This window comes from Pseudacidovorax sp. (assembly GCF_017991995.1).
Lineage (GTDB): Bacteria > Pseudomonadota > Gammaproteobacteria > Burkholderiales > Burkholderiaceae_C > Xenophilus.
On sequence record NZ_JAGOPN010000002.1, the window covers coordinates 20934 to 45913 of the forward strand.

The 24980-nt window shown below is 70.5% G+C and carries 20 protein-coding genes; 10 read left to right on the forward strand and 10 right to left on the reverse strand.

The window, feature by feature from the left end:
* Positions 1 to 3: 3 nt before the first annotated feature.
* Both KBC94_RS02505 and moaC read right to left on the reverse strand, forming a co-directional pair.
* Positions 4 to 1143 carry a hypothetical protein gene (locus KBC94_RS02505; RefSeq protein ID WP_294366026.1) on the reverse strand — a complete coding sequence of 380 codons (1140 nt, stop codon included), beginning with the start codon at positions 1141 to 1143 and terminating at the stop codon, positions 4 to 6.
* 137 nt (positions 1144 to 1280) lie between these two features.
* Positions 1281 to 1766, reverse strand: a complete 486-nt coding sequence (gene moaC / locus KBC94_RS02510; RefSeq protein WP_294366028.1) for a cyclic pyranopterin monophosphate synthase MoaC — start codon at positions 1764 to 1766, stop codon at positions 1281 to 1283.
* Positions 1767 to 2044: 278 nt separating this feature from the next.
* Between moaC and KBC94_RS02515 the strand changes: the two genes are divergently transcribed.
* The gene (locus KBC94_RS02515; RefSeq protein WP_294366758.1) at positions 2045 to 3466 is read left to right on the forward strand and encodes a M48 family metalloprotease; all 1422 of its coding nucleotides are present in this window, start codon (positions 2045 to 2047) and stop codon (positions 3464 to 3466) included.
* A gap of 166 nt (positions 3467 to 3632) precedes the next feature.
* Here the strand turns inward: KBC94_RS02515 and KBC94_RS02520 are convergent, their stop codons facing one another.
* The 3 genes from KBC94_RS02520 to KBC94_RS02530 all read right to left on the reverse strand — a co-directional run bounded on the left by KBC94_RS02520 (position 3633) and on the right by KBC94_RS02530 (position 5323).
* Positions 3633 to 3980, reverse strand: coding sequence for a phage holin family protein (locus KBC94_RS02520; RefSeq protein WP_043114101.1), 348 nt, complete (start codon positions 3978 to 3980; stop codon positions 3633 to 3635).
* Between the two features lie 61 nt (positions 3981 to 4041).
* Entirely contained in the window at positions 4042 to 4515 is a 474-nt protein-coding gene (locus KBC94_RS02525) for a hypothetical protein (protein WP_294366034.1), read from the reverse strand.
* A gap of 82 nt (positions 4516 to 4597) precedes the next feature.
* Positions 4598 to 5323 (reverse strand): TerC family protein, encoded by a 726-nt coding sequence (locus tag KBC94_RS02530; protein WP_294366035.1) that lies wholly within the window; start codon positions 5321 to 5323, stop codon positions 4598 to 4600.
* 396 nt (positions 5324 to 5719) lie between these two features.
* On the opposite strand from KBC94_RS02530, the gene KBC94_RS02535 reads away from it, so the two are divergent.
* Both KBC94_RS02535 and KBC94_RS02540 read left to right on the forward strand, forming a co-directional pair.
* Complete coding sequence (locus tag KBC94_RS02535; RefSeq protein WP_294366036.1) at positions 5720 to 6196, forward strand: DUF3717 domain-containing protein; 477 nt, start codon at positions 5720 to 5722, stop codon at positions 6194 to 6196.
* An 18-nt stretch (positions 6197 to 6214) separates the two neighbouring features.
* Entirely contained in the window at positions 6215 to 6520 is a 306-nt protein-coding gene (locus tag KBC94_RS02540; RefSeq protein WP_294366037.1) for a DUF2007 domain-containing protein, read from the forward strand.
* A 164-nt stretch (positions 6521 to 6684) separates the two neighbouring features.
* Here KBC94_RS02540 and KBC94_RS02545 read toward each other — a convergent pair whose 3' ends face one another.
* Positions 6685 to 7245, reverse strand: a complete 561-nt coding sequence (locus KBC94_RS02545) for a YaeQ family protein (RefSeq protein WP_294366039.1) — start codon at positions 7243 to 7245, stop codon at positions 6685 to 6687.
* Complete coding sequence (gene purB, locus KBC94_RS02550; protein WP_076504976.1) at positions 7245 to 8639, reverse strand: adenylosuccinate lyase; 1395 nt, start codon at positions 8637 to 8639, stop codon at positions 7245 to 7247. The genes KBC94_RS02545 and purB overlap by 1 nt, the downstream gene beginning before the upstream one ends.
* Before the next feature lie 114 nt (positions 8640 to 8753).
* On the opposite strand from purB, the gene KBC94_RS02555 reads away from it, so the two are divergent.
* Together KBC94_RS02555 and KBC94_RS02560 are read left to right on the forward strand one after the other, a co-directional pair.
* Positions 8754 to 9368 (forward strand): glutathione S-transferase N-terminal domain-containing protein, encoded by a 615-nt coding sequence (locus tag KBC94_RS02555; RefSeq protein WP_294366043.1) that lies wholly within the window; start codon positions 8754 to 8756, stop codon positions 9366 to 9368.
* Positions 9369 to 9784: 416 nt separating this feature from the next.
* A complete protein-coding gene (locus tag KBC94_RS02560; protein WP_294366045.1) occupies positions 9785 to 10648 on the forward strand; it encodes a ferritin-like domain-containing protein in 864 nt (287 codons plus the stop codon).
* Between the two features lie 58 nt (positions 10649 to 10706).
* On the opposite strand, the gene KBC94_RS02565 is transcribed toward KBC94_RS02560, so the two are convergent.
* A complete protein-coding gene (locus KBC94_RS02565; RefSeq protein WP_294366047.1) occupies positions 10707 to 11984 on the reverse strand; it encodes a septal ring lytic transglycosylase RlpA family protein in 1278 nt (425 codons plus the stop codon).
* Positions 11985 to 11991: 7 nt separating this feature from the next.
* Positions 11992 to 14727 (reverse strand): bifunctional [glutamate--ammonia ligase]-adenylyl-L-tyrosine phosphorylase/[glutamate--ammonia-ligase] adenylyltransferase, encoded by a 2736-nt coding sequence (glnE, locus tag KBC94_RS02570; protein ID WP_294366049.1) that lies wholly within the window; start codon positions 14725 to 14727, stop codon positions 11992 to 11994.
* Positions 14728 to 14854: 127 nt separating this feature from the next.
* Between glnE and KBC94_RS02575 the strand changes: the two genes are divergently transcribed.
* From KBC94_RS02575 to KBC94_RS02590, 4 genes are all read left to right on the forward strand, one after another.
* On the forward strand, positions 14855 to 18904 hold the full coding sequence (locus KBC94_RS02575; RefSeq protein WP_294366051.1) for a YhdP family protein: 4050 nt from the start codon (positions 14855 to 14857) through the stop codon (positions 18902 to 18904).
* A complete protein-coding gene (locus KBC94_RS02580; protein ID WP_294366053.1) occupies positions 18901 to 19719 on the forward strand; it encodes a carbon-nitrogen hydrolase family protein in 819 nt (272 codons plus the stop codon). Before KBC94_RS02575 ends, KBC94_RS02580 begins: the two co-directional genes overlap by 4 nt.
* 97 nt (positions 19720 to 19816) lie before the next feature.
* Positions 19817 to 21808, forward strand: a complete 1992-nt coding sequence (locus KBC94_RS02585; protein ID WP_294366760.1) for a sensor histidine kinase — start codon at positions 19817 to 19819, stop codon at positions 21806 to 21808.
* 5 nt (positions 21809 to 21813) lie between these two features.
* A complete protein-coding gene (locus KBC94_RS02590) occupies positions 21814 to 22449 on the forward strand; it encodes a response regulator (protein ID WP_294366054.1) in 636 nt (211 codons plus the stop codon).
* 110 nt (positions 22450 to 22559) lie between these two features.
* Here the strand turns inward: KBC94_RS02590 and KBC94_RS02595 are convergent, their stop codons facing one another.
* Positions 22560 to 23228: an OmpA family protein gene (locus tag KBC94_RS02595; protein WP_294366055.1), complete on the reverse strand. Its 669-nt coding sequence runs from the start codon at positions 23226 to 23228 to the stop codon at positions 22560 to 22562.
* A gap of 379 nt (positions 23229 to 23607) precedes the next feature.
* Between KBC94_RS02595 and KBC94_RS02600 the strand changes: the two genes are divergently transcribed.
* Positions 23608 to 24888, forward strand: a complete 1281-nt coding sequence (locus KBC94_RS02600; protein ID WP_294366057.1) for an MltA domain-containing protein — start codon at positions 23608 to 23610, stop codon at positions 24886 to 24888.
* Positions 24889 to 24980 lie beyond the last annotated feature (92 nt).

The following is a 24980-nucleotide window of genomic DNA, read 5'->3' on the forward strand; positions in this document are numbered from 1 at the left end:
GTTTTACCGAGCCGCTGCGAACCGCCAGCATTCAGTCATGGGAGTGTCACCCCCGCCGCGAACGTACTCTTTGAACGCGTTGAAAACCATTTCGCGCGTCGCGCTACCCACATTCACTGCATTTGGGTCAGAGCCGAGTCGCAGCAAGTCATAGTCCTCGAGCGCTAGAGCGCTAGGGTTGGCTTTCGCGGCAGCAAGCAGCGTATTCAACGATTGCCAAAGGCGGGGCTTCAGAGCCTCGCTGCGCTCGAGCCAGCCAACCGCCGCAGCTAGACCCCAAAGCGTTGTCTCAGCCCCCAGGAAGCCAATACGCTCTGGTCCAAGGGCAAAATCCAACTGAACAAGCCAATTAACAAACTGCCTAAAGCCGTCGCCGCCACCTCCAGCAGCCACATTCTCAGGCACGGCATTCCCCAAAACCTCTATCGCCGACTCGGCCAGTAGTTCTTCCATCACCGTGTTGCGGAGGTCAAGGTTCGGTTGCCCTTGTAGCCACGCTTGAAAGGCCTGGGCCAACTTAGCTAAGGCAAATTGCCCGGGCTGCGTGCGTCGCCGGCTATCGGAGATGCGGAAAATGTCAAGGCCCTGCACGCCGCTTAGATCATCGGTCAGCTTTGAGCTTAGGATCTCGACCTGATGCTTAACGGACATCGGCCGCTGACCCGCGTTCAGCAACAGCATGCGATATGCGATAGCCCCGAACGGAATGTTTAGCCACATTTCAAGACGCAGAGACCGATCTAGAAACTGGTCTAGCTGTGCTGGTTCGATTTCCTCCGCGGCCTGCCGTAGTGCGTTTGTCCTTTGCAAGCCGTCGATGACGTAGACAGAACCAGAATTGATCGTTGCGAAATCGGTAGTCAACGAGTTCAGCTGCTGATCCTGGAAAACGACATCGGCAGCGCGAGACAGCTGCACGTTTACCGCGAGAACAATCGGCGGAAGCACGCAGCCGCGCTTTAAATCGCTACGTAGAGTTGCGTATGCCTTTGAGCCCCGAATGATGGTCCGTTGAATCTTCAGGTTTTCCTCAGCTCCTTCCGTCAGTGCAAGGAAATCGCGATAGGTCGTGCTTGCCGTGACGCAGAACGAGTCAAGCCGATCATCTCGGTCGATGGACAAGGCGCGGATGTGGATTGGCATGATTATGTGAACCGTTTTAGTCAATGCTAGCCGACGGCCGGTGCAATAACGACCTTTTAGGACACCGCGGCGGAAAATGCCCCAGCCTAGGCGCAGCCTCGCTGACGCAAGTAGATGTCGGTGTTAACTCTCGCCCCTCAGGCGCCGACAACCCAGCTGCCGGACTTACCGCCATGCTTTTCGCGCACCTGCACGCCGTCGATCACCATGCCCCGATCAGCGGCCTTGCACATGTCGTAGATGGTCAGCAGCGCCACCTGCACAGCGGTGAGTGCTTCCATCTCGACGCCCGTCGGGCCCACCGTCTCGACCGTCGCGCGGCAGCGCACGGCGGGCACGTCGCCCGGCTCGGTCTCGAACTCGACCGCCACGCGGGTGATGGCCAGCGGATGGCACAGCGGGATCAGGTCGCTGGTCTTCTTGGCCGCCTGGATGCCGGCGATGCGCGCCACGCCCAGCACGTCGCCCTTCTTGGCCGTGCCCGACTCGACCAGCGCCAGCGTGGCCGCCTGCATGCGGATGCGCCCTTCCGCAATCGCGGTGCGGTGCGTGGCCGGCTTGGCCGCCACGTCCACCATGTGGGCCTGGCCCTGGGCGTCGAAATGGGTGAGGGGTGAGGACATGGGGCTGAACGATCCGGCGGGAGGCGCATCATACGGGCCGGAAAAAGCCACCGATGCCGCGTCCGATGCCGTCTTCTGCCACCCTCCGCGACATGCCTGCCCCGCCGTCCGCCGCTGCGCGCGGTATCTCTTCGCTGCCTGGGCCGCGACGACCGCGGCGGGCTGCGCGCGTCGCGCTGGCCGTGGCCCTGGCGGGCGCCCAACTCACTGCTGTGCCCCTCCATGCCCAGACCCTGACGCCGGCCCGCCCGCTGCCCGGCCTGGGCGATGGCGCCGAAATGAGCACCGGCACCGAGCGCGAACTGGGCGACCGCATCGCCCGCGAGCTCTACCGTGACCCGGATTTCATCGACGACCCGGTGCTCGCCGACTACGTCCAGGGCATCTGGCAGCCGCTGCTGGCCGCGGCCCGCCAGCGCGGCGAGCTCACGCCCGAGCTGGACGAACGCTTCGCCTGGGTGCTGCTGATCGGCCGCGACCGCAGCATCAATGCTTTCGCGTTGCCCGGCGGCTACCTCGGCGTGAACACGGGGCTCATCGCCGTGGTGGGCAGCCGCGACGAGCTCGCCTCGGTGCTGGCCCACGAGCTCACCCACGTCACGCAGCGACACATCTCGCGCATGCTCACGCAGCAGAGCCGGCAGATGCCGCTGATGCTGGCAGCCATGCTGCTGGGCGGCCTGGCGATGAGCAAGAGCGGCCGCAGCGGGGGCGACCTGGGCTCGGCCATGATGGTCGGCGGCCAGGCCATGGCCATGCAGAAGCAGCTGGACTTCTCGCGCGACATGGAGCGCGAGGCCGACCGCATCGGCTTCGGCGTGATGAGCCAGGCTGGCTTCGCGCCGCAGGGCGCCGCCGTCATGTTCGAGAAGCTGCAGTACGCCTCGCGGCTGAACGACAACGGCAGCTATCCCTACCTGCGCAGCCACCCGCTGACCAGCGAGCGCATCACCGAGATGCAGGCACGCGTGCAGTTCCGCGAAGGGGCGCCCCCGCCGACCGTGGCCCTGACACCCGAGCACGCCATGATCGCGGCCCGTGCCCGCGTTCTGGGCCGCCCGGGCGTGGACCTGCTGCGCCAGTGGGTGCAGGCCGCGCAGGGCAGCACGGCACCTGCCAGTGCGGCCACCGCCGGCACCCTCTATGCGGGCGCCATGGCCGCCAGGGAGCTGCGCGATCTGCCCGCTGCGCGCAGCCTGGCGCAGAAGCTGCGCACGCAGGTCGGCACGGCCGGCGAGCCGGCCCGGCTGGCGCGGCTGCTGGCGGCCGAGATCGAGATGGGCGCCGGCAATGCGCCCGCGGCCGTCGTCCTGCTCGACGTGCGCGCCAGAACCCGTGGCGAGATGCTGATGGCCGGCCAGGCCGCCCTGCTGACCCGGACCCATGCCGCGGAGGCCGCGCCGGTGCTGCGCGACTGGGTGGCCACGCATCCGCGCGACGCGACCGTGTGGCGGCTGCTCGGCGGGCTGTACGACGTGGAAGGCGACACCCTGCGCGCCATCCGCGCCGAAGCCGAGGCGCAGGTCGCCCAGCTGGACTACGTGGCGGCACGCGACCGCTTCCGCGCGGCCCAGGACTACGTGCGCGAGACCACCGCCAAGGGCGGCCGCGTCGACCACATCGAGGCCTCGATCGTGGACGTGCGTGCGCGCGAGATCGAACGCCTCGCGCGCGAGCAGATGGAAGAGAAGCCGATGTAGGCTGGCCGCGTCAGCGCCGCAGCAACAAGGATCGAGTGGCCGCGGAGCAGGCCATGCCAGGGCACCCGAGGAACCGGCTTTGCCGGGCCTCTGGGTGCGCCCCCCTCCAAGCCGAAGGCGCCAGTGAGGGGGGAGCCGCAAAGCGGCATGGGGGGTGTTTCACTATTCAGCGCCGGCTGGCGCCGATGGCGGCCTCGATGATCACGCCGAAGATCGAGTACAGCAGCGAGCCGAACAGCGCCGCCCAGAAGCCGTCGACATGGAAACCGGGCAGCAGTCCCGAGGCCATCCAGAAGATCAGCGCGTTCACGACGAAGAGGAACAGCCCGAGCGTGACCAGCGTGACCGGCAGGGTCAGGATCACCAGCACGGGCCGCACGAAGACGTTGAGCAGCGCGAGCACGGCTGCCGCGATCATCGCGCTGCCGAATCCCGAGATCTGCACCCCGCCGTAGAGGTAGGTGACCATCAGCAGCGCCAAGGCGCTGAGCACCCATTTGAGGATCAATCGCATGGCGCCAGCATAGCCGGTGGACCTGACGACGGGCCGCATGCCGGCCCGGCCGGCACGCCGCTCAGTCAGCCAGGCCGGGCGCCAGCAGCAGGAAGGCGGCCAGCCCCGCCAGGCCACCCGGCAGCGCACGTGCGCCCGGAACGAGCGGACGGCGAGGCGCCGAATCCGCCGCCGCCGGCACCAGGGGCTCCATGGCCGAGCCGATGCGGGGACGGCGCGCATCCACCACGCGGGCCGCGCCGTGCTCCAGATGCAGACGCTGCGTCAGTTCGACCAGCGGCCCCTTGGCCAGCACGGCGGTGGTCTGCGCGCCCTCGCGGGCCAGCAGGGGCCCCAGCGCTTCCTGCACGCGGGCGAACCACTTGGCGCGCCAGTTCTCGCGCGCGCTGTGGCTCACCCACTTGCTGATGCGGTGGGTCATGCGCGGCGCGCAGGCCACCACGATCCAGTGCCGGTCCGGCGCGGCCGGTGCCAGCTGGTCCAGGTGTTCCACGGCATAGGCCGCGTCGTCCACGTACAGGATGATCTTGTCCATCGAGGGGCTCCTTGGGCCGGGAAAGTGGGGATGACAGAAGGAGGCCGGCCCACCGAAAAGGTTCAGCCGGCCTCGAACGCGATCAATGCACGGCCACCTGCTTGCTGCGGCGGGCCAGCACGGCCTTGCCGATGGCCAGCACCAGCAGCGCGCCAGCGATCTGGGCACCGTACTTGATCACGTCGGTCTGCGGCAGCTTCAGCATCCACTGCCAGCGGTCGGGGTTGGCCAGCACCGGATCGGTGACCAGCATGCCGCCGGCGATCCAGCCCAGCAGCATGCCCCCGAGGGTGATGATCAGCGGATAGCGCTCCATCAGCTTGATGACCAGCTGGCTGCCCCAGACGATGATCGGGATCGAGATCACGAGGCCCAGCACCACCAGCAGCAGCGAGTGGTCGCCGGCGTTCTGGGCGGCGCCGGCGATGGCGATGACGTTGTCCACGCTCATCACCAGGTCGGCCACGATGATGGTCTTGATGGCGGCGAACAGGCGGTCGCTGCTCGCGACCTCGCCGTGGCCCTCTTCATCGGGCGCCAGCAGCTTGATGCCGATCCACACCAGCAGCAATGCGCCGACCAGCTTCAGGAAGGGCAGATTCAGCAGCGTCATCGCGAAGGCGATGAGCACCACCCGCAGGATGATGGCACCGGCGGTGCCCCAGATGATGCCCTTGGTGCGCTGCGCGGGCGGCAGCTTGCGGCAGGCCAGCGCGATCACGACCGCGTTGTCGCCACCCAGCAGGATGTCGATGATGATGATCTGCCCGAGTGCGACCCAGAACTCGGGAGAAGTCAGAAAGTCCATAGATTCCTCAATACCTGTGACCGATGAGCAGGCGGCTGGCGCCTGCCGGGGAGGGCAGCCCGCTGCGGGCTGATCGAGGAAGGTGCACCGAGGGGTGCACCATGGAACCGAAGGACGGCCTTGATCAGCCCGAAGCGGGCTCATCAAAGGTCTTGCTCGGAACGGCTCCTTTGCGGATACCGGACCCGGAACTGCCGGAAGCTTGCGCTTCGTACTGACGACAGGACCGACAGCGCCGGCGTGGGGCCGGGCCGGGAGCTACTCCCCTTCGAACGGCGCGATTGGAACACAGCGCCCTCGCGAGGCGCAAGGCGGGAACCATGGCGATAAGATCGCCGGCCCTCATTTCGATCAAGACGGCATTCCGGCCGTCGCGGTCGCCACGTTTCCTCCTGCATGGCCGGCATCCACATCACCGACATCGAGGCCGCCATCAACCACTGGCGGCGACTGAAGCCATCGCCCGACGGCATCAGCCTGGCACCCGAGGTGCGCGCGCTGGCCGAGGTCTATGCGCTGATGGTCTTCCACCGCGAGGACGAGGCCGACGAGTTCGGCTTTCCGCCGAAGGCCTGGGCGGCGTGGGCGGCCTGGTATGAGACCACCCCTGACACGCCCTGCATCGCCATCTGCTCGACCAGCCAGGGCGACGACGAATGCAAGGGCTGCGGACGCAGCTTCGACGAGGTGCAGCACTGGCCGGCGATGAGCCCGGCCGAGAAGCGGCAGACCTGGCGCCGCATCACCATGCAGGACACGGCGTGGCGCTTCAACCGCTATGCCGAACGTGCGCGTGAGGCGGATGCGCCTGCCGCAGACGAGCCACCGCCCTCGGACCCCGCCGCGCCGGCGGTCGGCGATCCGACGCCCTGACCGAATCCCCGTACGCCCATGCGCCGCCTCGCCCAGGCCCCCAATCTGGCATTGGCCACCCTGTGGGCCGATGCCCTGCGGGCACAGGGGCTGTCGGTGAGCGTGCAGCGCGAGTACCTGGGCGCCGCCGCAGGCCAGTTGCCGCCGGACCAGTGCCTACCGGAGCTGTGGGTCGAGCACGACGACGACCACAGCCGCGCCCTGCGCCTGCTGGGCGCGCTGCAGCGACCCCCGCAGCGCCAGTGGCACTGCCGCTGCGGGGAGTTCGTGGAAGGCGGCTTCGAGCAGTGCTGGAACTGCGGCGCGCCGATGCCGGGGCTTTGAGCGCCCTACTGCCCCCCAACAGCTCTACGTAGGCAGTCGCCGAGGGCTCTCGGCACGCCACGCCAGGGCACCCGAGGAACTGGCTCCGCCAGGCCTCTGGGTGCGCCCCCCTCCGAGCCGAAGGCGACAGAGAGGGGGGAGCCGCGAAGCGGCATGGGGGGTGTTCATTTCAAGCGCTGTGGCTCGATGTCGACGGAGCGCTCGCCGTCGCCAAGCATCAGCACGCCCTCCTGGACCGTGGCCTGCAACTGCATGCTGCGCTGGGCCAGGGCCGACAGTTGCTGCGAGGCCGCCGTGGGAATGCGCCACACCTGCAGGTTCTGCGGCCGGGTCAGCTTGGTCTCGATGCCGCGCCACCAGACCTCGGCGGAGCTGGCGAAGGCGTAAACCACCACCTGGTCCGCCTTGCCGCAGGCCTTGGTCACCGGCTTGTCCTCGGGCTGGCCCACCTCGATCCACAGCCGCGCACGGCCAGTGAAGTCGCGCAGCCAGACGTCGGGCTCGTCCGGGTCGGACAGGCCGGCGCCGAAGGCCAGCTGGCCGTCGCCGCCGCACATGGCCTGCAGCTGGTGCGCCTGCAGGGCCAGGGCCGCCAGGCGGATCATCATCCGCTCGTCGGTCTCGCTCGGGTGGCGGGCCAGGGTCAGCGCATGGTCGGCGTAGTAGCCGTGGTCGATGTCGGCCACGGCCAGGTTGGCCTTGAAGATGGTGGACTTGAGCGCCATCAGGCTTGGCCGCCGCCCACGCGTCGGGCCAGCTCGGCCGCCTTGCCGGTGTAGCTGCCGGGCGTCATCGCCAGCAGTCGCTCCTTCTCGGCCTCGGGGATCTCGAGCGAGCGGATCAGCCCGTGCAGCGCCTCGGCCGTCACCGCCTGGCCGCGGGTCACTTCCTTGAGCTTCTCGTAGGCGCCCGCCACGCCGTAGCGGCGCATCACGGTCTGGATCGGCTCGGCCAGCACTTCCCAGCTGCTGTCCAGGTCCTCGGCCAGGGCGGCCTCGTTGAGCTCCAGCTTGCCCAGACCGGTGGCCAGGCTGGCATACGCCAGCACGGCATAGCCGAAGGCCACGCCAACGTTGCGCAGCACGGTCGAATCGGTCAGGTCGCGCTGCCAGCGGCTGATGGGCAGCTTTTCCGACAGGTGGCGCAGCAGCGCATTGGCCAGGCCCAGGTTGCCCTCGGCGTTCTCGAAGTCGATCGGGTTGACCTTGTGCGGCATGGTGGACGAGCCGATCTCGCCCGCCTTGAGCCGCTGCTTGAAGTAGCCCAGGCTGATGTAGCCCCAGACGTCGCGCGAGAAGTCGACCAGGATGGTGTTGGCCCGCGCCAGCGCATCGAACAGTTCGGCCATGTAGTCGTGCGGCTCGATCTGGATGCTGAAGGGCTGGAAGACCAGACCCAGGCCCTGCGGCGCCGGCGTCTCGACCACCTTGCGGCTGAAGGCCTCCCAGTCGAAGTCGGGCCAGGCGGCCAGGTGGGCGTTGTAGTTGCCCACGGCGCCGTTCATCTTGCCCATGAGCTTGACCGCGGCGATCTGCTCGCGCGCCTTGGCCAGGCGCACCGCGACGTTGGCGATCTCCTTGCCCACGGTCGTCGGGCTGGCGGTCTGGCCGTGGGTGCGGCTGAGCATGGGCACGGCGGCGAAGTCCCCAGCCATCTTGCGCAGCGTGGCGAGGATGCCGTCCAGCGCCGGCAGCACCACCTGGTCGCGCGCGGCCTGGATCTGCAGCGCATGGCTGGTGTTGTTGATGTCCTCGCTGGTGCAGGCGAAGTGCACGAACTCGGCGGCGGACTCCAGCTCGGGCCGGGCCTCGAACTTGGACTTGATCCAGTACTCCACGGCCTTGACGTCGTGGTTGGTGGTCTTCTCGATCTCCTTGATCGCCAGCGCGTCGGCTTCGGAGAAATGCGAGACCAGGCCCATCAGGTACTTGCGGGCGCCCGGCGTCAGCGGCTTGAACTCCGCGAAGCCGGCATCGGACAGGGCGATGAACCAGGCCACTTCGACCTGGACGCGGCGGTGCATGTAGCCCTGCTCGCTCATCAGCGGGCGAAGCGGCGCGAGCTTGCCGGCATAGCGGCCATCGAGGGGCGAAAGGGCGGAAACGGGCGCGAAACTCATCCCGGGATTGTAGGTGGCGCCTTGGCGGCAGGCGCCTGGGGCGGCCCGGCGGCGCTCCCTCTAGAATCCGCCGCGCCCCGCCTCCCCTGGCCCACTTTCGAGGATCCTGCCTGCATGAAACTCATCGGATCGACGTCCAGCCCCTACGTGCGTAAGGTGCGCGTCGTCATGGCCGAGAAGCGCCTGGACTACGAGTTCGTGCAGGAAGACGTGTGGGCCGACGACACCACCATCGCCACCTCCAACCCCCTGGGCAAGGTGCCCTGCCTGGTGATGGACGGCGGCGACGCCATGTTCGACTCGCGCGTGATCGTCGAGTACCTCGACACCCTGTCGCCGGTGGGCAAGCTCATCCCCGCCTCGGGCCGGGAGCGCGCCGAGGTGAAGACCTGGGAAGCCCTGGCCGACGGCGTGATGGACGCCGGGGTGCTCTGGCGCATGGAAGCCGTCTGGCCCAAGCGCGCCGACAGCGAGCGCAGCCAGGCCTGGATGGACCGCCAGCGCGGCAAGGTCGAGGCCGGCATCGCCGCCATGGCCAAGGGCCTGGGCGACAAGCCCTTCTGCAGCGGCATCCATCTGAGCCTCTCGGACATCGCGGTCGTTTGCGCCCTGGACTGGATCGGCTTCCGTTTTCCCGACCTGGACTGGCGGGCGGAGCATCCTTCGCTGGCCCGCCTGTGCGACAAGCTCCACCAGCGGCCGAGCATCAAGGACACGGCCCCTCGCTGAGCGCCGCCTCACCCGTCGCAGCGGCGCCCCTGCACCAAAGAAAAAGGCGCGATGGAAATCGCGCCTCGGGGAGGGCACTGCGACGCTGCCGGGCACCAGTGCCAATTGTTAAAAAGATGCTGCGAGATATCCCGACACGAAGGAGGGAGGGAGGGAGGAGGAGAAGAGTCGCCTCGGGATGCTTCGACCGGCTCTGAATCCGGAAGATCTCGCAGCATCGAAAACCGTTGAGGGGAATGGTCCGCGCTCACCCTTTCTCCGAGCGTAGGCCGACTTCCATGGTTCCCGTGGGAGTCTGTAAATTTCCGTAAGCCCGTCTTCGCGGCACGGCGGAAGACCCCGCGGCGGCTCGGACAACGGCACCGATGCACCCGGGCGACCGGGACAATGCAAGGTTCACCCACAGACCTTCGGACATGCTTTACCCCGATCTCTTCAAGCAGCTCGAATCGGTTCGCTGGGACATGGCGACCGACATCCCCTGGCAGGACTTCGATGGCGCGCGCCTGTCCGACGAACAGGCGCAGACCATCAAGATGAATGCCATCACCGAATGGGCGGCGCTGCCGGCGACCGAGATGTTCCTTCGGGACAACCGGCACGACAGCGACTTCAGCGCCTTCATGTCCATCTGGTTCTTCGAGGAACAGAAACACTCGCTGGTGCTGATGGAATACCTGCGGCGCTTCCGGCCCGACTGCGTGCCCAGCGAGGAAGAACTCCATCAGGTGCGCTTCGACTTCGACCCCGCGCCGCCGCTGGAGACGCTGATGCTGCACTTCTGCGGCGAGATCCGGCTGAACCACTGGTACCGCCGCGCGGCCGAGTGGCACAGCGAGCCGGTCATCAAGCACATCTACACCACGCTCTCGCAGGACGAGGCGCGCCACGGCGGCGCCTACCTGCGCTACATGCGCCGGGCGCTCGAGAAGTGCGGCGACGAGGCCCGCGCGGCCTTCGCCAAGGTCGGCGTGCTGATGGCCAGCGCCCGCCGCACCGCCCAGGCGCTGCACCCGACCAACCTGCACGTCAACAAGGCGCTGTTCCCGCGCGACACGGTGCAAAGCCGCATGCCCGATCCGGACTGGCTGGAACACTGGCTCGACCAGCAGATCCGCTTCGACGCCGTGTGGGAAGGCAAGGTGGGCGAGCGCATCCTGCACAACCTGGGGCTGCTGTTCAACCGCAGCTTCAAGACGGTGCAGGACCTGAATCGCTACCGCAAGGAACTGACGAGCCGGATCGGCTCGCCGGCCGGACCCGCCCCGCAGGGCACCTGAGCCGCACTCGGCCGCTGCGCCCGGATCGGCCCGGGGCGGAAGCCGTCGGGGCAGGCCTTCAGCGGCGTTCCACCGCGAAGGGCGACAGGCCCAGCGCACCGCGCAGGGGTCCGACCGCCGCCTGCGCGGCGTCGCGCGTGGCATAGGGGCCGACCTGCACCTTGTGCGCCCCCGCTTCTTCGACGATGCGCAGGCGGCCCGCCAGTTCGGGCTGGGAGGCGGCCACGCGCGCCAGCAGCGTCTGCGCCCCATCGCGTTCGCGGAAGGCACCGAGTTGCATCCATACGCCTGCAGCGATGGCTGACGAGGCAGACGCTGCCGCGCCTGCGGCGGACGGTGGCGACACGCCAGGGGCGGCCGCCGAGCCGGGCAGCGTTGCGGTCGGTGCAGCAGGCGAGGCTGGCGCAGCAGCCGCGGGCGCCGGCACAGGCGCTGGCGTCATCGGCGCCAGGGGCGCGACTTCCATGTTGCGGAAACGCGGCGGCGGCTCGGCGGGCAGTGACGCTGCAGGCGCAATGGCTGCTGGCAGTTCGGGCCCCGCTGGTGCAGGTGCCGCATCGCTGGTCACGGCCGTGGACGCCTGGGCCAGCCGCCAGACCGGCACGGGTGCGGATGTCGAAGGCGACGCCGCTGCGTTCGCCGGGACCGCCACGACCGGCTGCACCCAGGCCGCCGGCACTGGCACTGGCACGGCCTCGGCCTGCGCCGACGACGCCACCGCTCGTGACGACGCGACGGCCGTCGGCGCCGCGGCCAGCTGCGTGTCCGACGGCCGGCGCCAGGCGCCGGTGCGGATCGCCTCGTTGGTCAGCCGCTCCACTTCCACCGGCGCCACGCCGCGCAGCAGGTCCAGCCGCAGCGCCGCCGTGTAGCTCAGGTCGATGATGCGGTCGTCGCGGAAGGGGCCGCGGTCGTTCACCCGCACGATCACCTCGCGCCCGTTGGCCGGGTTGCGCACCCGCGCGTAACTCGGCAACGGCATGGTGCGATGGGCGGCCGTCATGGCATACATGTCGTAGGGCTCGCCGTTCGCGGTGGAGCGCGCATGGAAACCCTGGCCGTACCAGGAGGCCAGGCCGCGCTCGACCAGCGGCCGGTCGTCGGTGAGGGGCGTGTAGCTGCGGCCGGCGACGGTGTAGGGCCGGCTGGTCCCGCCCTCTGCGCGGATGGGCTCGACGCGAGGCTCGGCATCGGGCGTCTGCGCCAGGCCCGCGGGTGGATTGCGGGGCGGGCCATCGCGCGGCGCACTGGCGCATCCGGCCAGCACGGCGGCGACGCAGGCCGCCGTCCAGGTCGCCCACCGCAAAGGCATGCCGACGAGCGCGTGGCCGCGCATGCCCGCCTCAGCCAAAGACCGCCTCCCACAGCGCCAGCATGGCGGCGCGCTCGCGGGCCGCCAGCTCGGGCGACACCTGCGTGGGCGCCTCGTCCAAGCGCGCGCGGTGCTGCAGGCGGCGCAGCTCGCGGTAGGCATCGCCGGCTGCGCGGCCCACGCCGGCCGGCAGCAGGCCGGCGGCCTCGGCGCGTTGCAGCAGCGCGATGTTGCCCACGTTGTCCAGCAGCGCCGGTACCTCGCCCGAATGGGCCAGCACCAGGTACTGCACGGCGAACTCGGCGTCCACCATGCCGCCCGCGCTGTGCTTGACGTCGAAGCGGCCAGGGCGCACCGGGTGGGCGGCGCGCACCTTCTCGCGCATGGCGACGATCTCCTTGCGCAGGGCGGCACGGTCACGCGGGGCGGCGATGACGGCGTGACGCACCGCGTTGAAGCGCGCGCCCAGCTCCGCGCTGCCCAGCACATAGCGGGCGCGGGTCATGGCCTGGTGTTCCCAGGTCCAGGCGGTGTTGCTGCCGCGGCCCAGCTGGTACTTCTCGTAGGCGTCGAAGGTGATGGTCAGCAGGCCCGAGTTGCCGTTGGGCCGCAGCGCCGTGTCGATCTCGAACAGGTCGCCTTCGCGCGTCTTGATGGTCAGCCAGTTGATGAGCTTGCGCACGTAGGCCGCGTAGACCTCGGGCGCGCGCTCGTCCTCGTCTTCATAGACGAAGACGATGTCCAGGTCGCTGCCGTAGCCCAGCTCCTTGCCGCCGAGCTTGCCGTAGCCGATGACGGCGAAGCGCGGTAGCTCGCGGTGGCGATTGCGCACATGCGGCCAGCACCAGCGCGCGGTGATGGCCAGCACGGTGTCGGCCAGCGCACTCAGGTCGTCGGCCACTTGCTCCACCGTCAGCCGGCCTTCGAGGTCGCGCGCCAGGATGCGGAAGACTTCGGCATGGTGGGCGCGGCGCAACAGGTTCATCAGCGCCTCCTCATCGGCCTCGCCGGTGCGCGAGAGCGAGCGGTGGCGGGCTTCCAGTTCGGCGTCGAACTCGATGGCCGAGAAGCGCGCGGCCAGCATGTCGGGGCTGGCGAGTTCGTCGATGACGCCGGGGTGCTGCAGCAGGTAGCGCGCCGGCCACTTGGCCGCGCCCAGCAGGCGCAGCAGGCGCTCGTGCACGCCGGGGCGCTCGACCAGCAGCGCCAGGTAGCTTTCGCGGCGCAGCAGCGGCTCGATCCAGTCGGCCCATCGGAGCGCCGCGTCCACGGGATGGGCACAACGGTCGCCTGCGGTCGAGGCCTCGGCCTCCTGCAGCCAGCGGCCGGTGCGGATCACCAGTTGCCGCAGCCGCGCGCGGGCCTCGTCGCGCAGGGCGGCGATGCGCGGGTTGTCCGCCCAATGGCGCACGCGCTCGGCGAAGGGCGCGGGCAGGCTGGCCAGCAGCTCACCCAGATCCTGCGGCGCCGCACGCTGGCCGGCGCCGCCGCGCTGGCAGCTGCCGCCGCTGCAGCGCTTTTCGCCGCCGAGCAGCGTGTCGAATTCCTGGGCCACGAACTCGCGGTAGGTGTCCAGCTTCTCCAGGAAGGCACAGCAGTCCGGAAAGTCCAGCGTGGCGGAGATCCAGCGCAGGTCTTCGTCGGCCACGGGCAGCATGTGGGTCTGCTGGTCGTCCAGGTACTGGATGCGGTGCTCCACCTGGCGCAGGAAGCGGTAGGCGCGGTCGAGCTCGTCGGCCGTGGCCTGGGGCATGAGGCCGGCACGCGCCAGACGCTGCAGGGCGTCGAGCGTGGGCCGCGTGCGCAGCTCCGGAAACTGCCCGCCGCGCACCACCTGCAGCAGCTGCACGATGAATTCGATCTCGCGGATGCCGCCGCGCGAGAGCTTGACGTCATTGGCCCGCTCGGGTCGGCCAGCGCTGCGGCGCATGGCCTGCTCGCGGATCTGGCGGTGCAGCGAACGCAGCGCGTCGAACACGCTGTAGTCCAGGTAGCGGCGGAAGACGAAGGGCAGCACCACGCCGCGCAGGGCCTGGGCGCTGCCCGATTCGATGGCCGCCGTGGGCGCCACCACGCGGCTCTTGAGCCAGGCGAAGCGTTCCCATTCGCGGCCCTGGACCTGGAAGTACTCCTCCAGGGCATCGAGCGAGACCACGCTGGGGCCCGAGTTGCCGTTGGGCCGCAGCGCCAGGTCGACGCGAAAGACGAAGCCGTGCTCGGTCGTGTCGCCCACCAGCTGGTAGATGCGCTTGACCGCGCGACCGAAGTAATCCTGGTTGGCGATGCTGCCGCGGCCCTGGGCGTCGCCGGCGGTGTCGCCGTCCTGGTCGTACAGGTAGATGAGGTCGATGTCGCTGGAGACGTTGAGCTCGCGCGCGCCCAGCTTGCCCATGCCCACGATCCACAGCTGGGCCCGCTGGCCGTCGGCGGTGCGTGGCGCGCCATGCACGGCGTCGAGTTCGGCGCAGGCCTCGCGGCAGGCGGTGTCGAGGGCGAACTCGGCCAGCTCGGTGACGGCCAGCAGCACTTCCTCGAGGGGCGCGCGCTCATCGCAGTCGCGGGCGATCAGGCGCTCCATGACCAGCTGGCGCACGATGCGCAGCGCATCGCCCGTGGGCCGGCCGGCCGCGCGCAATGCGGCGAGCGCGCTCTCCATATGGGGGCGGCGGGGCGCCCCGGGGGGCAGCAGCGTCAGTTCGTCGGCGTAGCGCCGGCGCAGCCGCTGCACGAAACGAGAGCCCGATGAAAGCCCTCGCGAGGGCGGCATGGCGGCCGACGAGACAGCCGGCTGCGCATGCTCCGAAATCGGACGGTTTGAGGGGCCTTCTCCGCCGGCCGGCTCGGAACCGGGCCAGGGGCGGCCGGTCATAATTTCCGACACAGCGCGATCCTTCATGAATGTCACGACGCCATCTCCTCCACGTCTGCTCAGGATCGCAGCTGCCGCAGCACGCTGGCTGCTGGCCCTGGTGGTGGCCGGCTGGTTGCTCGTCGGCCTGTGCGTCGTCGTCCTACACGCGTGGATTGTGCCGCGGATCGGCGAGTGGCGCGGCGCGCTGGAGGCGCAAGCCAGCCGTCTCGCAGGGGTACCCGTTCGCATCGGCTCGCTGGAGGCGTACTCCAGGAGCCTGTTCCCGACCATCGAGCTGCACGACGTCGTGCTGGAAGACCCCGGCCGCGGCGAGGCGTTGCGGCTGGCGCGCGTCGTGGCCAGCGTGTCGCCGCGCTCCCTGTGGCACCGCGGCTTCGAGCAGCTCTACATCGAGCGGCCCGAGCTCGACGTGCGGCGCGATGCCGACGGCCGGCTGCGCATCGCCGGCGTGGTGCTCAACCCCGACGACCGCAAGGACGACAGCCCGGGCGCCGACTGGCTCTTCTCCCAGCGCGAGGTGGTGGTCGAGCACGGCACGGTGCGCTGGACCGACGAGACACGCGATGCGCCCACGCTCACGTTGGCAGACGTGCGCTTCGTGGTGCGCAATGGCGTGCGCAGCCACGCGATGCGGCTGGACGCCACGCCCCCCGAGGGCTGGGGGCAGCGCTTCTCCATCAACGGCCGATTCCGCCAGCCGCTGCTGAGCCTGCGCAGCGGCGATTGGCGCGACTGGAGCGGCCAGCTCTATGCCGACCTGCCCGCCATCGACGTCACCCGGCTGGGCCAGTACGTCAAGCTCGACGCCCGCATCCGCGAGGGCGAAGGTGCCGTGCGGGCCTGGATCGACGTCGAATCCGGCCGGGCCGTGGGCGGCGCGGCCGACCTGGCCCTGTCGCGCATCGACGCCGTGCTCGGGGCCCAGCTCGAGCCCCTGCAACTGCGCGACCTGACCGGGCGCCTCGCGGTACGCGCCACCGACCAGCTGTTCGAGTTCTCGACGCAGAACCTGCAGTTCGCCACCGGCGACGGACAGCGCTGGCCCGGCGGCAACTTCTGGCTGCGCACCCAGCCGGCCAACGGGCGCACGCCCGAGAGCGGCGCCCTGCGCGCGGACCAGCTGGACCTGGGCGCGATGGCCCTCATTGCCGACCGGCTGCCCATCGGCACCCAGGTGCGGCGCCTGCTCGCGGTGCGGGCGCCGCGCGGCCTGCTCGAACACATCGAGGGCAGCTGGCAGGGCCCGGCCGATTCGCCCACGCGCTACCAGGCCAGGCTGCGCGTGAAGGGCCTGGCGGTGGCGGCGGACGGACGCAACGCCACGCCCGATGGCCACCAACTGGGTTCGCCTGGCGTGCGTGGCCTGGATGCCGAGGTCGACCTGAACCAGGCCGGCGGCACCGCCCGGTTGGCGATCCGCAACGGCGCGGTCGACGTGCCGGGCGTGTTCGAGGAACCCTCGGTGCCGGTCGACCGGCTCGACACCACCGTGCACTGGAGCCGCAAGGACGAGGACATCGAGGTTCAGCTGCCCGATCTGCGCCTGACCAATGCCGACGCGGAAGGCAGCGCGCAGATCCGCTGGCACACCGGGCAGCCCGCACCCGCCGGGCAGGGCCGCTTTCCGGGCGTGCTCGATCTCACGGCCCAGCTCACCCGCGCCGACGGCACCCGTGTGCACCGCTACCTGCCGCTGGGCATCCCGGCCGAGACGCGCCACTACGTGCGCGACGCCGTGGTCAAGGGCCGCGCCAGCGACGTGCAGTTCCGCATCCGCGGCGACCTGCACCATGTGCCTTCGGCGGCGCCGCAGGACGCCTTCCGCATCACAGCCCAGGTGCAGGACGTGCACTTCAACTACGTGCCGCATGTGCCCACCGGCCACGCGGCCTGGCCGGCCGTTACCGGCCTGTCGGGCGAACTGGTGTTCGACCGGCAGACGATGCAGGTGCTGAACGCCCGCGGGCGCATGGCGGGGGCGCCCTCCATCGAACTGGTCAAGGGCGAGGCCCGCATTCCCGACCTCGCCCATGCGCCCCGGCTGCTGCTGCAGTTGCAGGCCCGCGGCCCGGTGGCCGACCTGTTGCGCCAGGGCGCGCCGCTCACCGGCGACGCCCGCAGCTTCATCGGGGGCATCCAGGCCAGCGGAAACGCCGACTACCGCTTCGACATGGACATGCCGCTCACGCAGATGGCGCAGACGCAGGTCAAGGCCAGCGTCGCCCTGCCGGGCAACGACGTGCGGCTGGTGCCGAATTCGCCATCGTTCACGCAGGTCAAGGGCACGCTGCAGTTCACCGACAGCGGCTTCTCGCTGGCCGGCGTGCAGGCCCAGTTGGCCGGCGGCCCCATCCGCATCGAAGGCCAGGGCGGCTACGGCGGCACCACCAAGCCGCTTGCGCTCAAGGCCCAGGGCCAGTTCACGGCCGAAGGCCTGCGCACGGTGGAAGGCCAGCCCGAACTCAACGGTTTGGCCGGCCGGCTGCAGGGCGGCAGCAGCTACACGGCCAGCCTGCAGCTGCAGAACGGCGTCCCCGACTTCCAGTTCGAGAGCAGCCTGCAGGGCCTGGGCATGGACCTGCCGGCGCCCCTGGGCAAATCTGCCGAAGCGACGCGCCCGCTTCGCCTCGGCCTGCGCCAGGCCGAGGAAGCGCGCCGCGGCCGCACCGAGACCATCGACGTGCGCCTGGGCGACGTGGCCTCGGCCGAGTACGTGCGCGAGCTCGACACGCCGCAGCCCACCGTGGTGCGCGGCGCGCTGCGTGTCGGCACGGCCGTGGCCGGCTCGAAGACGCTGCCGGCCAACGGCGTGCTGGCGCAGATCCACCTGGACGACATCGACGTGGACGCCTGGCGCGCCCTGGCGACGCAGAAGGCGCCGGCCGCCCCGGCCACGCCCGCACCGCCGGGCACCGCCCAGGCGGTGGCCGCCTCGCCCTGGCTGCCCAACCGCGTTGCGCTGCAGGCCGGCCGCCTGCAGGTGGCCGGCCGCACGCTGCACGATCTGACGGTGGACGGCACCATCGAAGGTAATCTGTACAAGGCCAAGGTGCAGGCCCGCGAGCTGAGCGGCAGCGTCGAGTACCGCAACCAGGCGCCCGCCCAGGTGAAGGCGCGGCTGGCCTACCTGCGCATCGCGCCGGGCGAGTCGCGCGAGCAGGTGGAGTCGCTGCTCGACACCGCCCCGCCCGAGGACCTGCCGGCGCTGGACGTGGTGGTGGACGACCTGGAACTGCTCGGCCGCCACCTGGGCCGGGCCGAGATCGTGGCGGCCACGCAGTCCGCCGAAGGCGGCCGGCGCGAATGGCGGCTCGACAAGCTGGCCTTCACGCTGCCCGAGGCGCGCCTGGAGGCCAAGGGCCGCTGGGCACCGCCCACCTCCACGGGCGCCAAGCGCCACATGATGCTGGACTTCACGCTCGACATGCAGGATGCCGGCGCGCTGCTCGGCCGCTTCGGCATGCCGGGCGTGCTGGCCTCCGGCAAGGGCCGGCTGGGCGGCGACGTCCATTGGCAGGGCTCGCCCTTCGACCTGGACCTGGCCTCGCTGGGCGGCCAGCTGCACGTGGACGTGACGAGCGGCCAGTTCCTCAAGGCCGAGCCCGGCATCGCCAAGCTGCTGGGCGTGATCAACCTGCAGGCGCTGCCGCGCCGGCTGACGCTGGACTTCCGCGACCTGTTCAGCGCCGGCTTCGCCTTCGACCAGATCCGCGGCGACGCGCGCATCGCCAACGGCATCGCCAGCACCAACAACCTGCAGATGAAGGGTGTGAATGCCGCCGTCTTCATGGACGGCTCGGCCGACATCGCGCACGAGACGCAGCAGCTGCGGGTGGTGGTGATTCCCGAGATCAACGCCGGCACGGCCGCGCTGGTGGCCACGGCCATCAATCCGGCAATCGGCCTGGGCACCTTCCTGGCGCAGATGGTGTTGAGCCGTCCGCTGGTGGCCGCCACCACGCAGGAGTTCCTGATCGACGGCACCTGGGCCGATCCGCGCGTGGTCAAGGTGCCGCGCGCGGCGGCACAACCGGGCGCCGGCACTGCCACCGACAACGAAGCCAAACCATGAAGATCGCCGCCATCCAGATGGTCTCGGGCCCCGTGCGCGAGGACAACCTCGCGCGGGCCCGCGCCCTGCTCGCCCAGGCCGCCGAGGCGGGTGCCGAACTGGCCGCGCTGCCCGAGTATTTCTGCCTCATGGGCCACCGCGACACCGACAAGCTGCCGCTGCGCGAAGCGCCCGGCCAGGGGCCCGTGCAGGACTTCCTGGCGGCCTGCGCCCGCGAGTTCGGCCTGTGGATCGTGGGCGGCACGCTGCCCCTGCAGGCGGCGGACGAGGCCCATGTGTTCAACACCTCGCTCGCCTATGCGCCGACGGGCGAATGCGTGGCGCGCTACGACAAGATCCATCTCTTCTGCTTCGACAACGGCCGCGAGCGCTACGACGAGGCGCGCGTCATTGCGCCGGGCGGCAGCCCGACGCTGTTCGAGCTGCCCTCGCGCGACGGCCATCGCTGGAAGGTGGGCCTGTCGGTCTGCTACGACCTGCGCTTTCCGGAGCTCTACCGCCAACTCTCGGCGCAGGGCGCGGAGCTGCTGCTGGTGCCGGCCGCCTTCACCCACACCACCGGCGAGGCGCACTGGGAGCTGCTGCTGCGCGCCCGCGCCATCGAGAACCTGGCCTTCGTGGCCGCGCCCGCCCAGGGCGGGCGGCACGAGAACGGCCGGCGCACCTGGGGCCAGACGCTGGTGGCCGAGCCCTGGGGCCAGCTGCTGGCCGAACGTCGCGACGAGGGCGAAGGCGTGGTGATCGCCGAGCTGGACATCGCGCGCCTGGCCGCCTGCCGCGAACAGCTGCCGGCGCTGGGCCACCGCGTGCTGTGAGCCGGGCCCTTCGTCGATGAGCGCCAGCCTGCCCGCTGCCGAATTGCCGACCGAGGCCGCCGCACTGCCGCCGCCGGGCTGGCGGCGCCTGCGCTCGATGTGGCGCCGCTGGTTCCTGTGGGTGCTGATGGCGCTGCTGGTGATGGGCCTGCTCATCACGGTGGTCTGGCTGGCGGGGCGCCACGAGATCGAGCAGGTGCAGCAACGGCTGGAGCGCGACACCGCCGACGCCACGTCCGAGCTGCGCTCCGCGCTCGCGCGCAACCTGCAGAGCCTGCAGGCCACCGATGCCGACCCGCAGCGCTTTTCCAATGAAGCGGCGCAGCTGCTGCGCGGGCACCGCGAGTGGCTGCGCATCGAGCGGCGCGACGCCTCGCTGGTGCTGCAGACGGCCGAGGACACGCCCTACCGGCCGCATCCGCTGGACCTGCAGCAGCGCCCGTCCAGCCTGCCGGAGCTGGTTCAGGCCTGCACCGCGGCCGAGCGCCAGCGCGGCGGCGCCTATGCGCCCTCGCACTACCTGCCACTGCCCGGCGGCGGCGGCATCGAGGTGCTGGAGGTCTGCCTGCCCTCGCGCCACGGCGGCTACCTGATCGCCCTCTATTCGCTGCGCGGCGTGCTCTCCGAGATGCTGGACGCGAGCATGACCCGCGGCCAGGAGGTCTCGCTGCTGGAGCTGGACGGCACGCGCCTGGCCAGCATCGGCACCGCCCGGCGCGCCGGCAACCGCGTGTTCACGGCGCAGCAGGCGCTGGAGCTGCCCGGCCTCACGCTGATGCTGCGCGTGGATGGCTGGCGCAGCGCGCCGGACCTCTTCCCCAACCTGCTCACCGGCCTGGTCACGGCCATGTCCATCGCGCTGGTGTCGGTGCTGGTGCTGCTGGCGCGCGACACGCGCAGGCGGCTGCGCGTGGAACACGACCTGTCGAACACCCTCGCCTTCCGCAAGGCGATGGAGGACTCGGTGCTCACCGGCCTGCGCGCCCGCGATCTGGACGGCCGCGTCACCTACGTCAATGCCGCCTTCTGCGACATGGTGGGCTTCACGGCCGAAGAGCTGCTGGGCCGCGCGGACGAGATGCCCTACTGGCCGCCCGAGCTGGCCGCGGAATACCGCAACCGCCAGCACATGCGCCAGGCCAGCGGCGGCACCGCGCGCGAGGGCTACGAGTCGGTCTTCCGCCGCAAGGACGGCAGTCGCTTCCCGGTGCTGATCTTCGAGACGCCGCTGATCGACGACCGGCGGGTGCAGACCGGCTGGATGAGCGCCATCGTCGACCTGAGCGAGCAGCGCCGCATCGAGGAGATGTCGCGCGCCAGCCAGGAGCGGCTGCAGGCCACCGCCCGCCTGGCCACGGTGGGCGAGATGGCCTCGCTGCTGAGCCACGAGCTCAACCAGCCGCTGGCCGCCATCGCCAGCTATGCGACCGGGTCGATCAATCTGCTCGAAAGTCCGCCGCTGCCCGGCCAGGAGGCCGAGGACCGCCATCAGCTGGCGCTGGCCATGCGCCGCATCGCCGAGCAGGCCGAGCGCGCCGGCCGCGTGATCCGCAGCGTGCACGACTTCGTGCGCCGCCGCGAGCGCGCGCGCGAGCCGGTGACGCCGCTGCAGCTGTTCGAAGCCGTGATGCCGCTGGTGCAGCTGCAGGCCCGCAAGCTGGACGTGCGTGTCGAACTGAAGGTGCCCGCCAATCTGCCGCCGGTGTTGTGCGACCGCTCGCTGGTCGAGCAGGTGCTGCTCAACCTCGCGCGCAACGGCATGCAGGCCATGGACCGGCCCGAGCTGCGGCGCCGCGTGCTCACGCTCGGCGCAGAACTTGCGGATGGCGGTGCCGGCGACACCCGCCGCTGGATCGCCTTCAGCGTCGCCGACGAGGGCTGCGGCATCGACGCCGAAGTGCAGGAACGCCTGTTCACCCCCTTCTTCACCACCCGCCGCGACGGCATGGGCCTCGGCCTGAGCCTGTGCCGCACGGTGGTCGAGCAGCACGGCGGCGCCCTCGGACACGCGCCCAACCGCCCGCGCGGCACCGTCTTCCGCTTCACGCTGCCGACGGGCCGCGGCGAGGCGGCGCCCCTTTCCTTCTGACCCCCATGCAACCCCTCATCGACGCCCTCATCTTCATCGTCGACGACGACGCGAGCGTGCGCGAGGCCCTGGCCTGGCTGCTGCGCTCGCGCCGCCTGGCCAGCGAGCATTTCGCCAGTGCCGACGCCTTCACCGCCCGGCTGGAGGAGAGCACCGCCTTCCGCAACCAGCCCCGCTGCCTGCTGCTGGACGTGCGTATGCCCGGCACCAGTGGCCTAGCGCTGTTCGACCGTCTGGCCGGCGCGGGCCAGTTGAACGAGATGCCCGTGATCTTCCTCACCGGCCATGCCGACGTGCCCACGGCGGTCGACGCCGTCAAGCGCGGCGCCTTCGACTTCTGCGAGAAGCCTTTTTCGGACAACGCCCTGGTGGACCGGGTGGAGGAGGCGCTGCGCCTCTCCCAGACTGCCATCGACGCGCGGCAGGAGCGCCAGCGCATCCAGCAGCGGCTGGAGGAGCTGACCGAGCGCGAGCGCGAGGTATTGCGCCGTGTGGTGCGCGGACTGCCCAACAAGCTGATCGCCGACGAGCTGTCGATCAGCGTGCGCACGGTGGAAGTGCACCGCGCGCGCGTGTTCGACAAGATGGAAGTGAAGTCGGCCGTCGAGCTGGCCAACCTGCTGCGCGGCGCGGACGCCTGAGTGCGCCGCGCCCGGCCGGACGCGACAACGCCGCGGCCAGTCCCGAGGGACCGGTCCACGGCGTTTGGTCGTCCGACGCCGCCCACGGAGAAGGCAGGCGGCGCTGTGGATCAACCGCGGTTGGGGGCGCGCTCGCCGACGTAGATCTCGACGCGGCGGTTCTGCGCGCGGCCGGCGTCGGTGGCGTTGCTGGCCACGGGCTCGCGCGAGCCGCGGCCGTCGATCTGGATGGCCCGCGCCGGCACGCCGCGCGAAGTCAGGTAGTCCCGGGTGGCGGCGGCGCGCTGCACCGACAGCGGGTCGTTGATGGCGTCGGTGCCCGTGTTGTCGGTGTGGCCGATGATGCGCACTTCGGCGTTCGGGTTGTTGCGCAGGCCGGTGGCGAACTGGTCCAGCACGCCCGCCAGGGTCGGGCGGATATTGGCGCGGCCGGTGTCGAAGCCGGCGTCGCTCGGGATGGCCAGCTTCAGCTCGTTGTTGGCGGTCTGGGACACGGCGATGCCGGTGCCCTGGGTGGCCTGCTCCATCTGGCGCTTCTGGTTCTCCATGCGCTGCGACCACAGGTAGCCGCCCAGGGCGCCCACGCCGGCCCCGATGGCCGCGCCGGTGGCGGCCGTGCGGCTGTTGCCGGTGGCGGCGCCGATGGCCGCGCCGCCCAGCGCGCCGATGCCGGCGCCCATGCCGGTGGTACGTTGGGTGTCGCTCATGTTGGCGCAGCCGGTCAGGGCCACGGCCAGGGTGGCCGCACTGAGGACGAGCTTGCCGGAAAGTCTTTGCATGGTTGTTTCTCCTTGGATGGCACCCGCCTGACCATGGCCGGGACGTCCGTCCACCCGGCGGGTTGGCGCCATTATGGGAGGCACCCGGCATGGCGGCGAGGCATCGGAAGCAGCGGGTCCTGCCCCCTCAATATGCGGATCTTTCTTTGTCGGCAAGACTTGATTGCTATCAAAAATGAACCGCCCGACCCTTTGGCGCCCGGCAGGTCGCATGCCCTTCCCACAGAGCGCTGGCCGCCTGTCCGACAGGGTTCAGGGCTTCTGCTCGGGGTCCTCGTCCGGGGGCAGTTCACCCCCGCGACGACCGTGGAACATGGTCCACCACACAATCAGCACCAACACCGCCAATGCGGCGAATGCCTCCAGCAAAATCAAGTACATGCGTCCCAATGCTCCACAAGTTTCGCGGCTGCTCACCCTGGAGGGCCGCCTGGCCATTTCGCCCGAGCCAACGCCCTCGCGCAGCGGCACGGCCCTGCGCCGGCACGGCCCCGGGCGCTGGCGCGGCCTGGCGGCCGTGGCCGCGGCGGCCATCGTAGCGGTGCTGGCCGGCTGCGCCTCGGCGCCGGTACCTCCCGCGCGCACGGTGGCGCCCACCGCGCCACCGCCCCAGCCGCCGCTGGCGCCGCTCACGGGGCCGCTCACCCATCCCAAGAGCCGCTGGGTCCCCGTCGATTGGTCCGAATTGCCCGGCGTGCAGGACGACGCCATGCACGAGGCCTGGATCGTGCTCATGGCCAACTGCCAGCGTCCCAACGCCGTGATCTCGCCGCTGTGCCAGGAGCTGCGCCGGCTGTCGATCGGCACGCCCGAGGAGCAGCGCGCCTTCCTGATGGAGCGGCTGCAGCCCTACCGCGTGGAGGCGGCCGATGGCCAGTCGCAGGGCATGCTCACCAGCTACTACGAGCCCGTCTTCGAGGCCAGCCGCACGCCCTCTTCGACCTATGCCGTGCCGCTCTACCAGACGCCGGCCGGCTGGGCGCCGCGCCGGCCCTGGTACACCCGCCAGCAGATCGACACCCTGCCCGAGGCCCAGGCGGCGCTGCGCGGGCGCGAGATCGCCTGGCTGTCCGACCCGGTCGATGCACTGATGCTGCACATCCAGGGCTCCGGCCGGCTGCAGGTCACCGAGCCCGACGGCAGCCGCCGCACGGTGCGCCTGGCATTCGCCGGCACCAACGAGCAGCCCTACCGCAGCGTGCAGCAGTGGCTGGCCAGCCAGGGCGTGTCGCCCATCGGCCGCTGGCCGGAGGACGTGAAGGACTGGGCGCGCCAGAACCCCCAGCGCGTGCAGCAGATGCTGTGGAGCAACCCGCGCTACGTCTTCTTCCGCGAGGAACCGCTGACCGAGCTGGACGCCGCCTTTGGTCCGCGCGGCGCCCAGGGCGTGCCGCTGACGGCGGGCCGTTCCATCGCGGTGGACCGCGAGTCCATCCCCTACGGCACGCCCGTGTGGCTGGCCACCAGCGGGCCGGTGGCGCAGATGTCGCGGCTGGTGGTGGCGCAGGACACGGGCAGCGCCATCCTGGGTGCCGTGCGCGCCGACTTCTTCGCCGGCACCGGCGCCGAGGCCGGCCGCTTCGCGGCGCGCATGAAGCAGCCGCTGCGGCTGTGGGCGCTGTGGCCGCGCGGGGTGGATCCCTCGGGCGCCGGATTCTGAGGGGCCCCGGCCGGCCTGGCGCTTATCGCAAAAAACTGCCACCAGGCTGACCATTTCACGCCGCTGTCATCGAGCGGCGCCATCGTCACGGC

Bases quoted from the DNA above. Each gene is read 5' to 3' on its own strand.
- moaC (WP_294366028.1), bottom strand. From the start codon at position 1,766: ATGTCCTCACCCCTCACCCATTTCGACGCCCAGGGCCAGGCCCACATG.
- KBC94_RS02590 (WP_294366054.1), top strand. From the start codon at position 21,814: ATGCAACCCCTCATCGACGCCCTCATCTTCATCGTCGACGACGACGCG.
- KBC94_RS02600 (WP_294366057.1), top strand. From the start codon at position 23,608: ATGCGTCCCAATGCTCCACAAGTTTCGCGGCTGCTCACCCTGGAGGGC.
- KBC94_RS02515 (WP_294366758.1), top strand. From the start codon at position 2,045: ATGAGCACCGGCACCGAGCGCGAACTGGGCGACCGCATCGCCCGCGAG.
- glnE (WP_294366049.1), bottom strand. From the start codon at position 14,727: ATGCCGCCCTCGCGAGGGCTTTCATCGGGCTCTCGTTTCGTGCAGCGG.
- KBC94_RS02525 (WP_294366034.1), bottom strand. From the start codon at position 4,515: ATGGACAAGATCATCCTGTACGTGGACGACGCGGCCTATGCCGTGGAA.
- KBC94_RS02580 (WP_294366053.1), top strand. From the start codon at position 18,901: ATGAAGATCGCCGCCATCCAGATGGTCTCGGGCCCCGTGCGCGAGGAC.
- KBC94_RS02535 (WP_294366036.1), top strand. From the start codon at position 5,720: ATGGCCGGCATCCACATCACCGACATCGAGGCCGCCATCAACCACTGG.
- KBC94_RS02560 (WP_294366045.1), top strand. From the start codon at position 9,785: ATGCTTTACCCCGATCTCTTCAAGCAGCTCGAATCGGTTCGCTGGGAC.
- KBC94_RS02540 (WP_294366037.1), top strand. From the start codon at position 6,215: ATGCGCCGCCTCGCCCAGGCCCCCAATCTGGCATTGGCCACCCTGTGG.
- KBC94_RS02555 (WP_294366043.1), top strand. From the start codon at position 8,754: ATGAAACTCATCGGATCGACGTCCAGCCCCTACGTGCGTAAGGTGCGC.
- KBC94_RS02565 (WP_294366047.1), bottom strand. From the start codon at position 11,984: ATGCGCGGCCACGCGCTCGTCGGCATGCCTTTGCGGTGGGCGACCTGG.
- KBC94_RS02575 (WP_294366051.1), top strand. From the start codon at position 14,855: ATGAATGTCACGACGCCATCTCCTCCACGTCTGCTCAGGATCGCAGCT.
- KBC94_RS02505 (WP_294366026.1), bottom strand. From the start codon at position 1,143: ATGCCAATCCACATCCGCGCCTTGTCCATCGACCGAGATGATCGGCTT.
- KBC94_RS02520 (WP_043114101.1), bottom strand. From the start codon at position 3,980: ATGCGATTGATCCTCAAATGGGTGCTCAGCGCCTTGGCGCTGCTGATG.
- KBC94_RS02585 (WP_294366760.1), top strand. From the start codon at position 19,817: ATGTGGCGCCGCTGGTTCCTGTGGGTGCTGATGGCGCTGCTGGTGATG.
- KBC94_RS02545 (WP_294366039.1), bottom strand. From the start codon at position 7,245: ATGGCGCTCAAGTCCACCATCTTCAAGGCCAACCTGGCCGTGGCCGAC.
- KBC94_RS02530 (WP_294366035.1), bottom strand. From the start codon at position 5,323: ATGGACTTTCTGACTTCTCCCGAGTTCTGGGTCGCACTCGGGCAGATC.
- purB (WP_076504976.1), bottom strand. From the start codon at position 8,639: ATGAGTTTCGCGCCCGTTTCCGCCCTTTCGCCCCTCGATGGCCGCTAT.
- KBC94_RS02595 (WP_294366055.1), bottom strand. From the start codon at position 23,228: ATGCAAAGACTTTCCGGCAAGCTCGTCCTCAGTGCGGCCACCCTGGCC.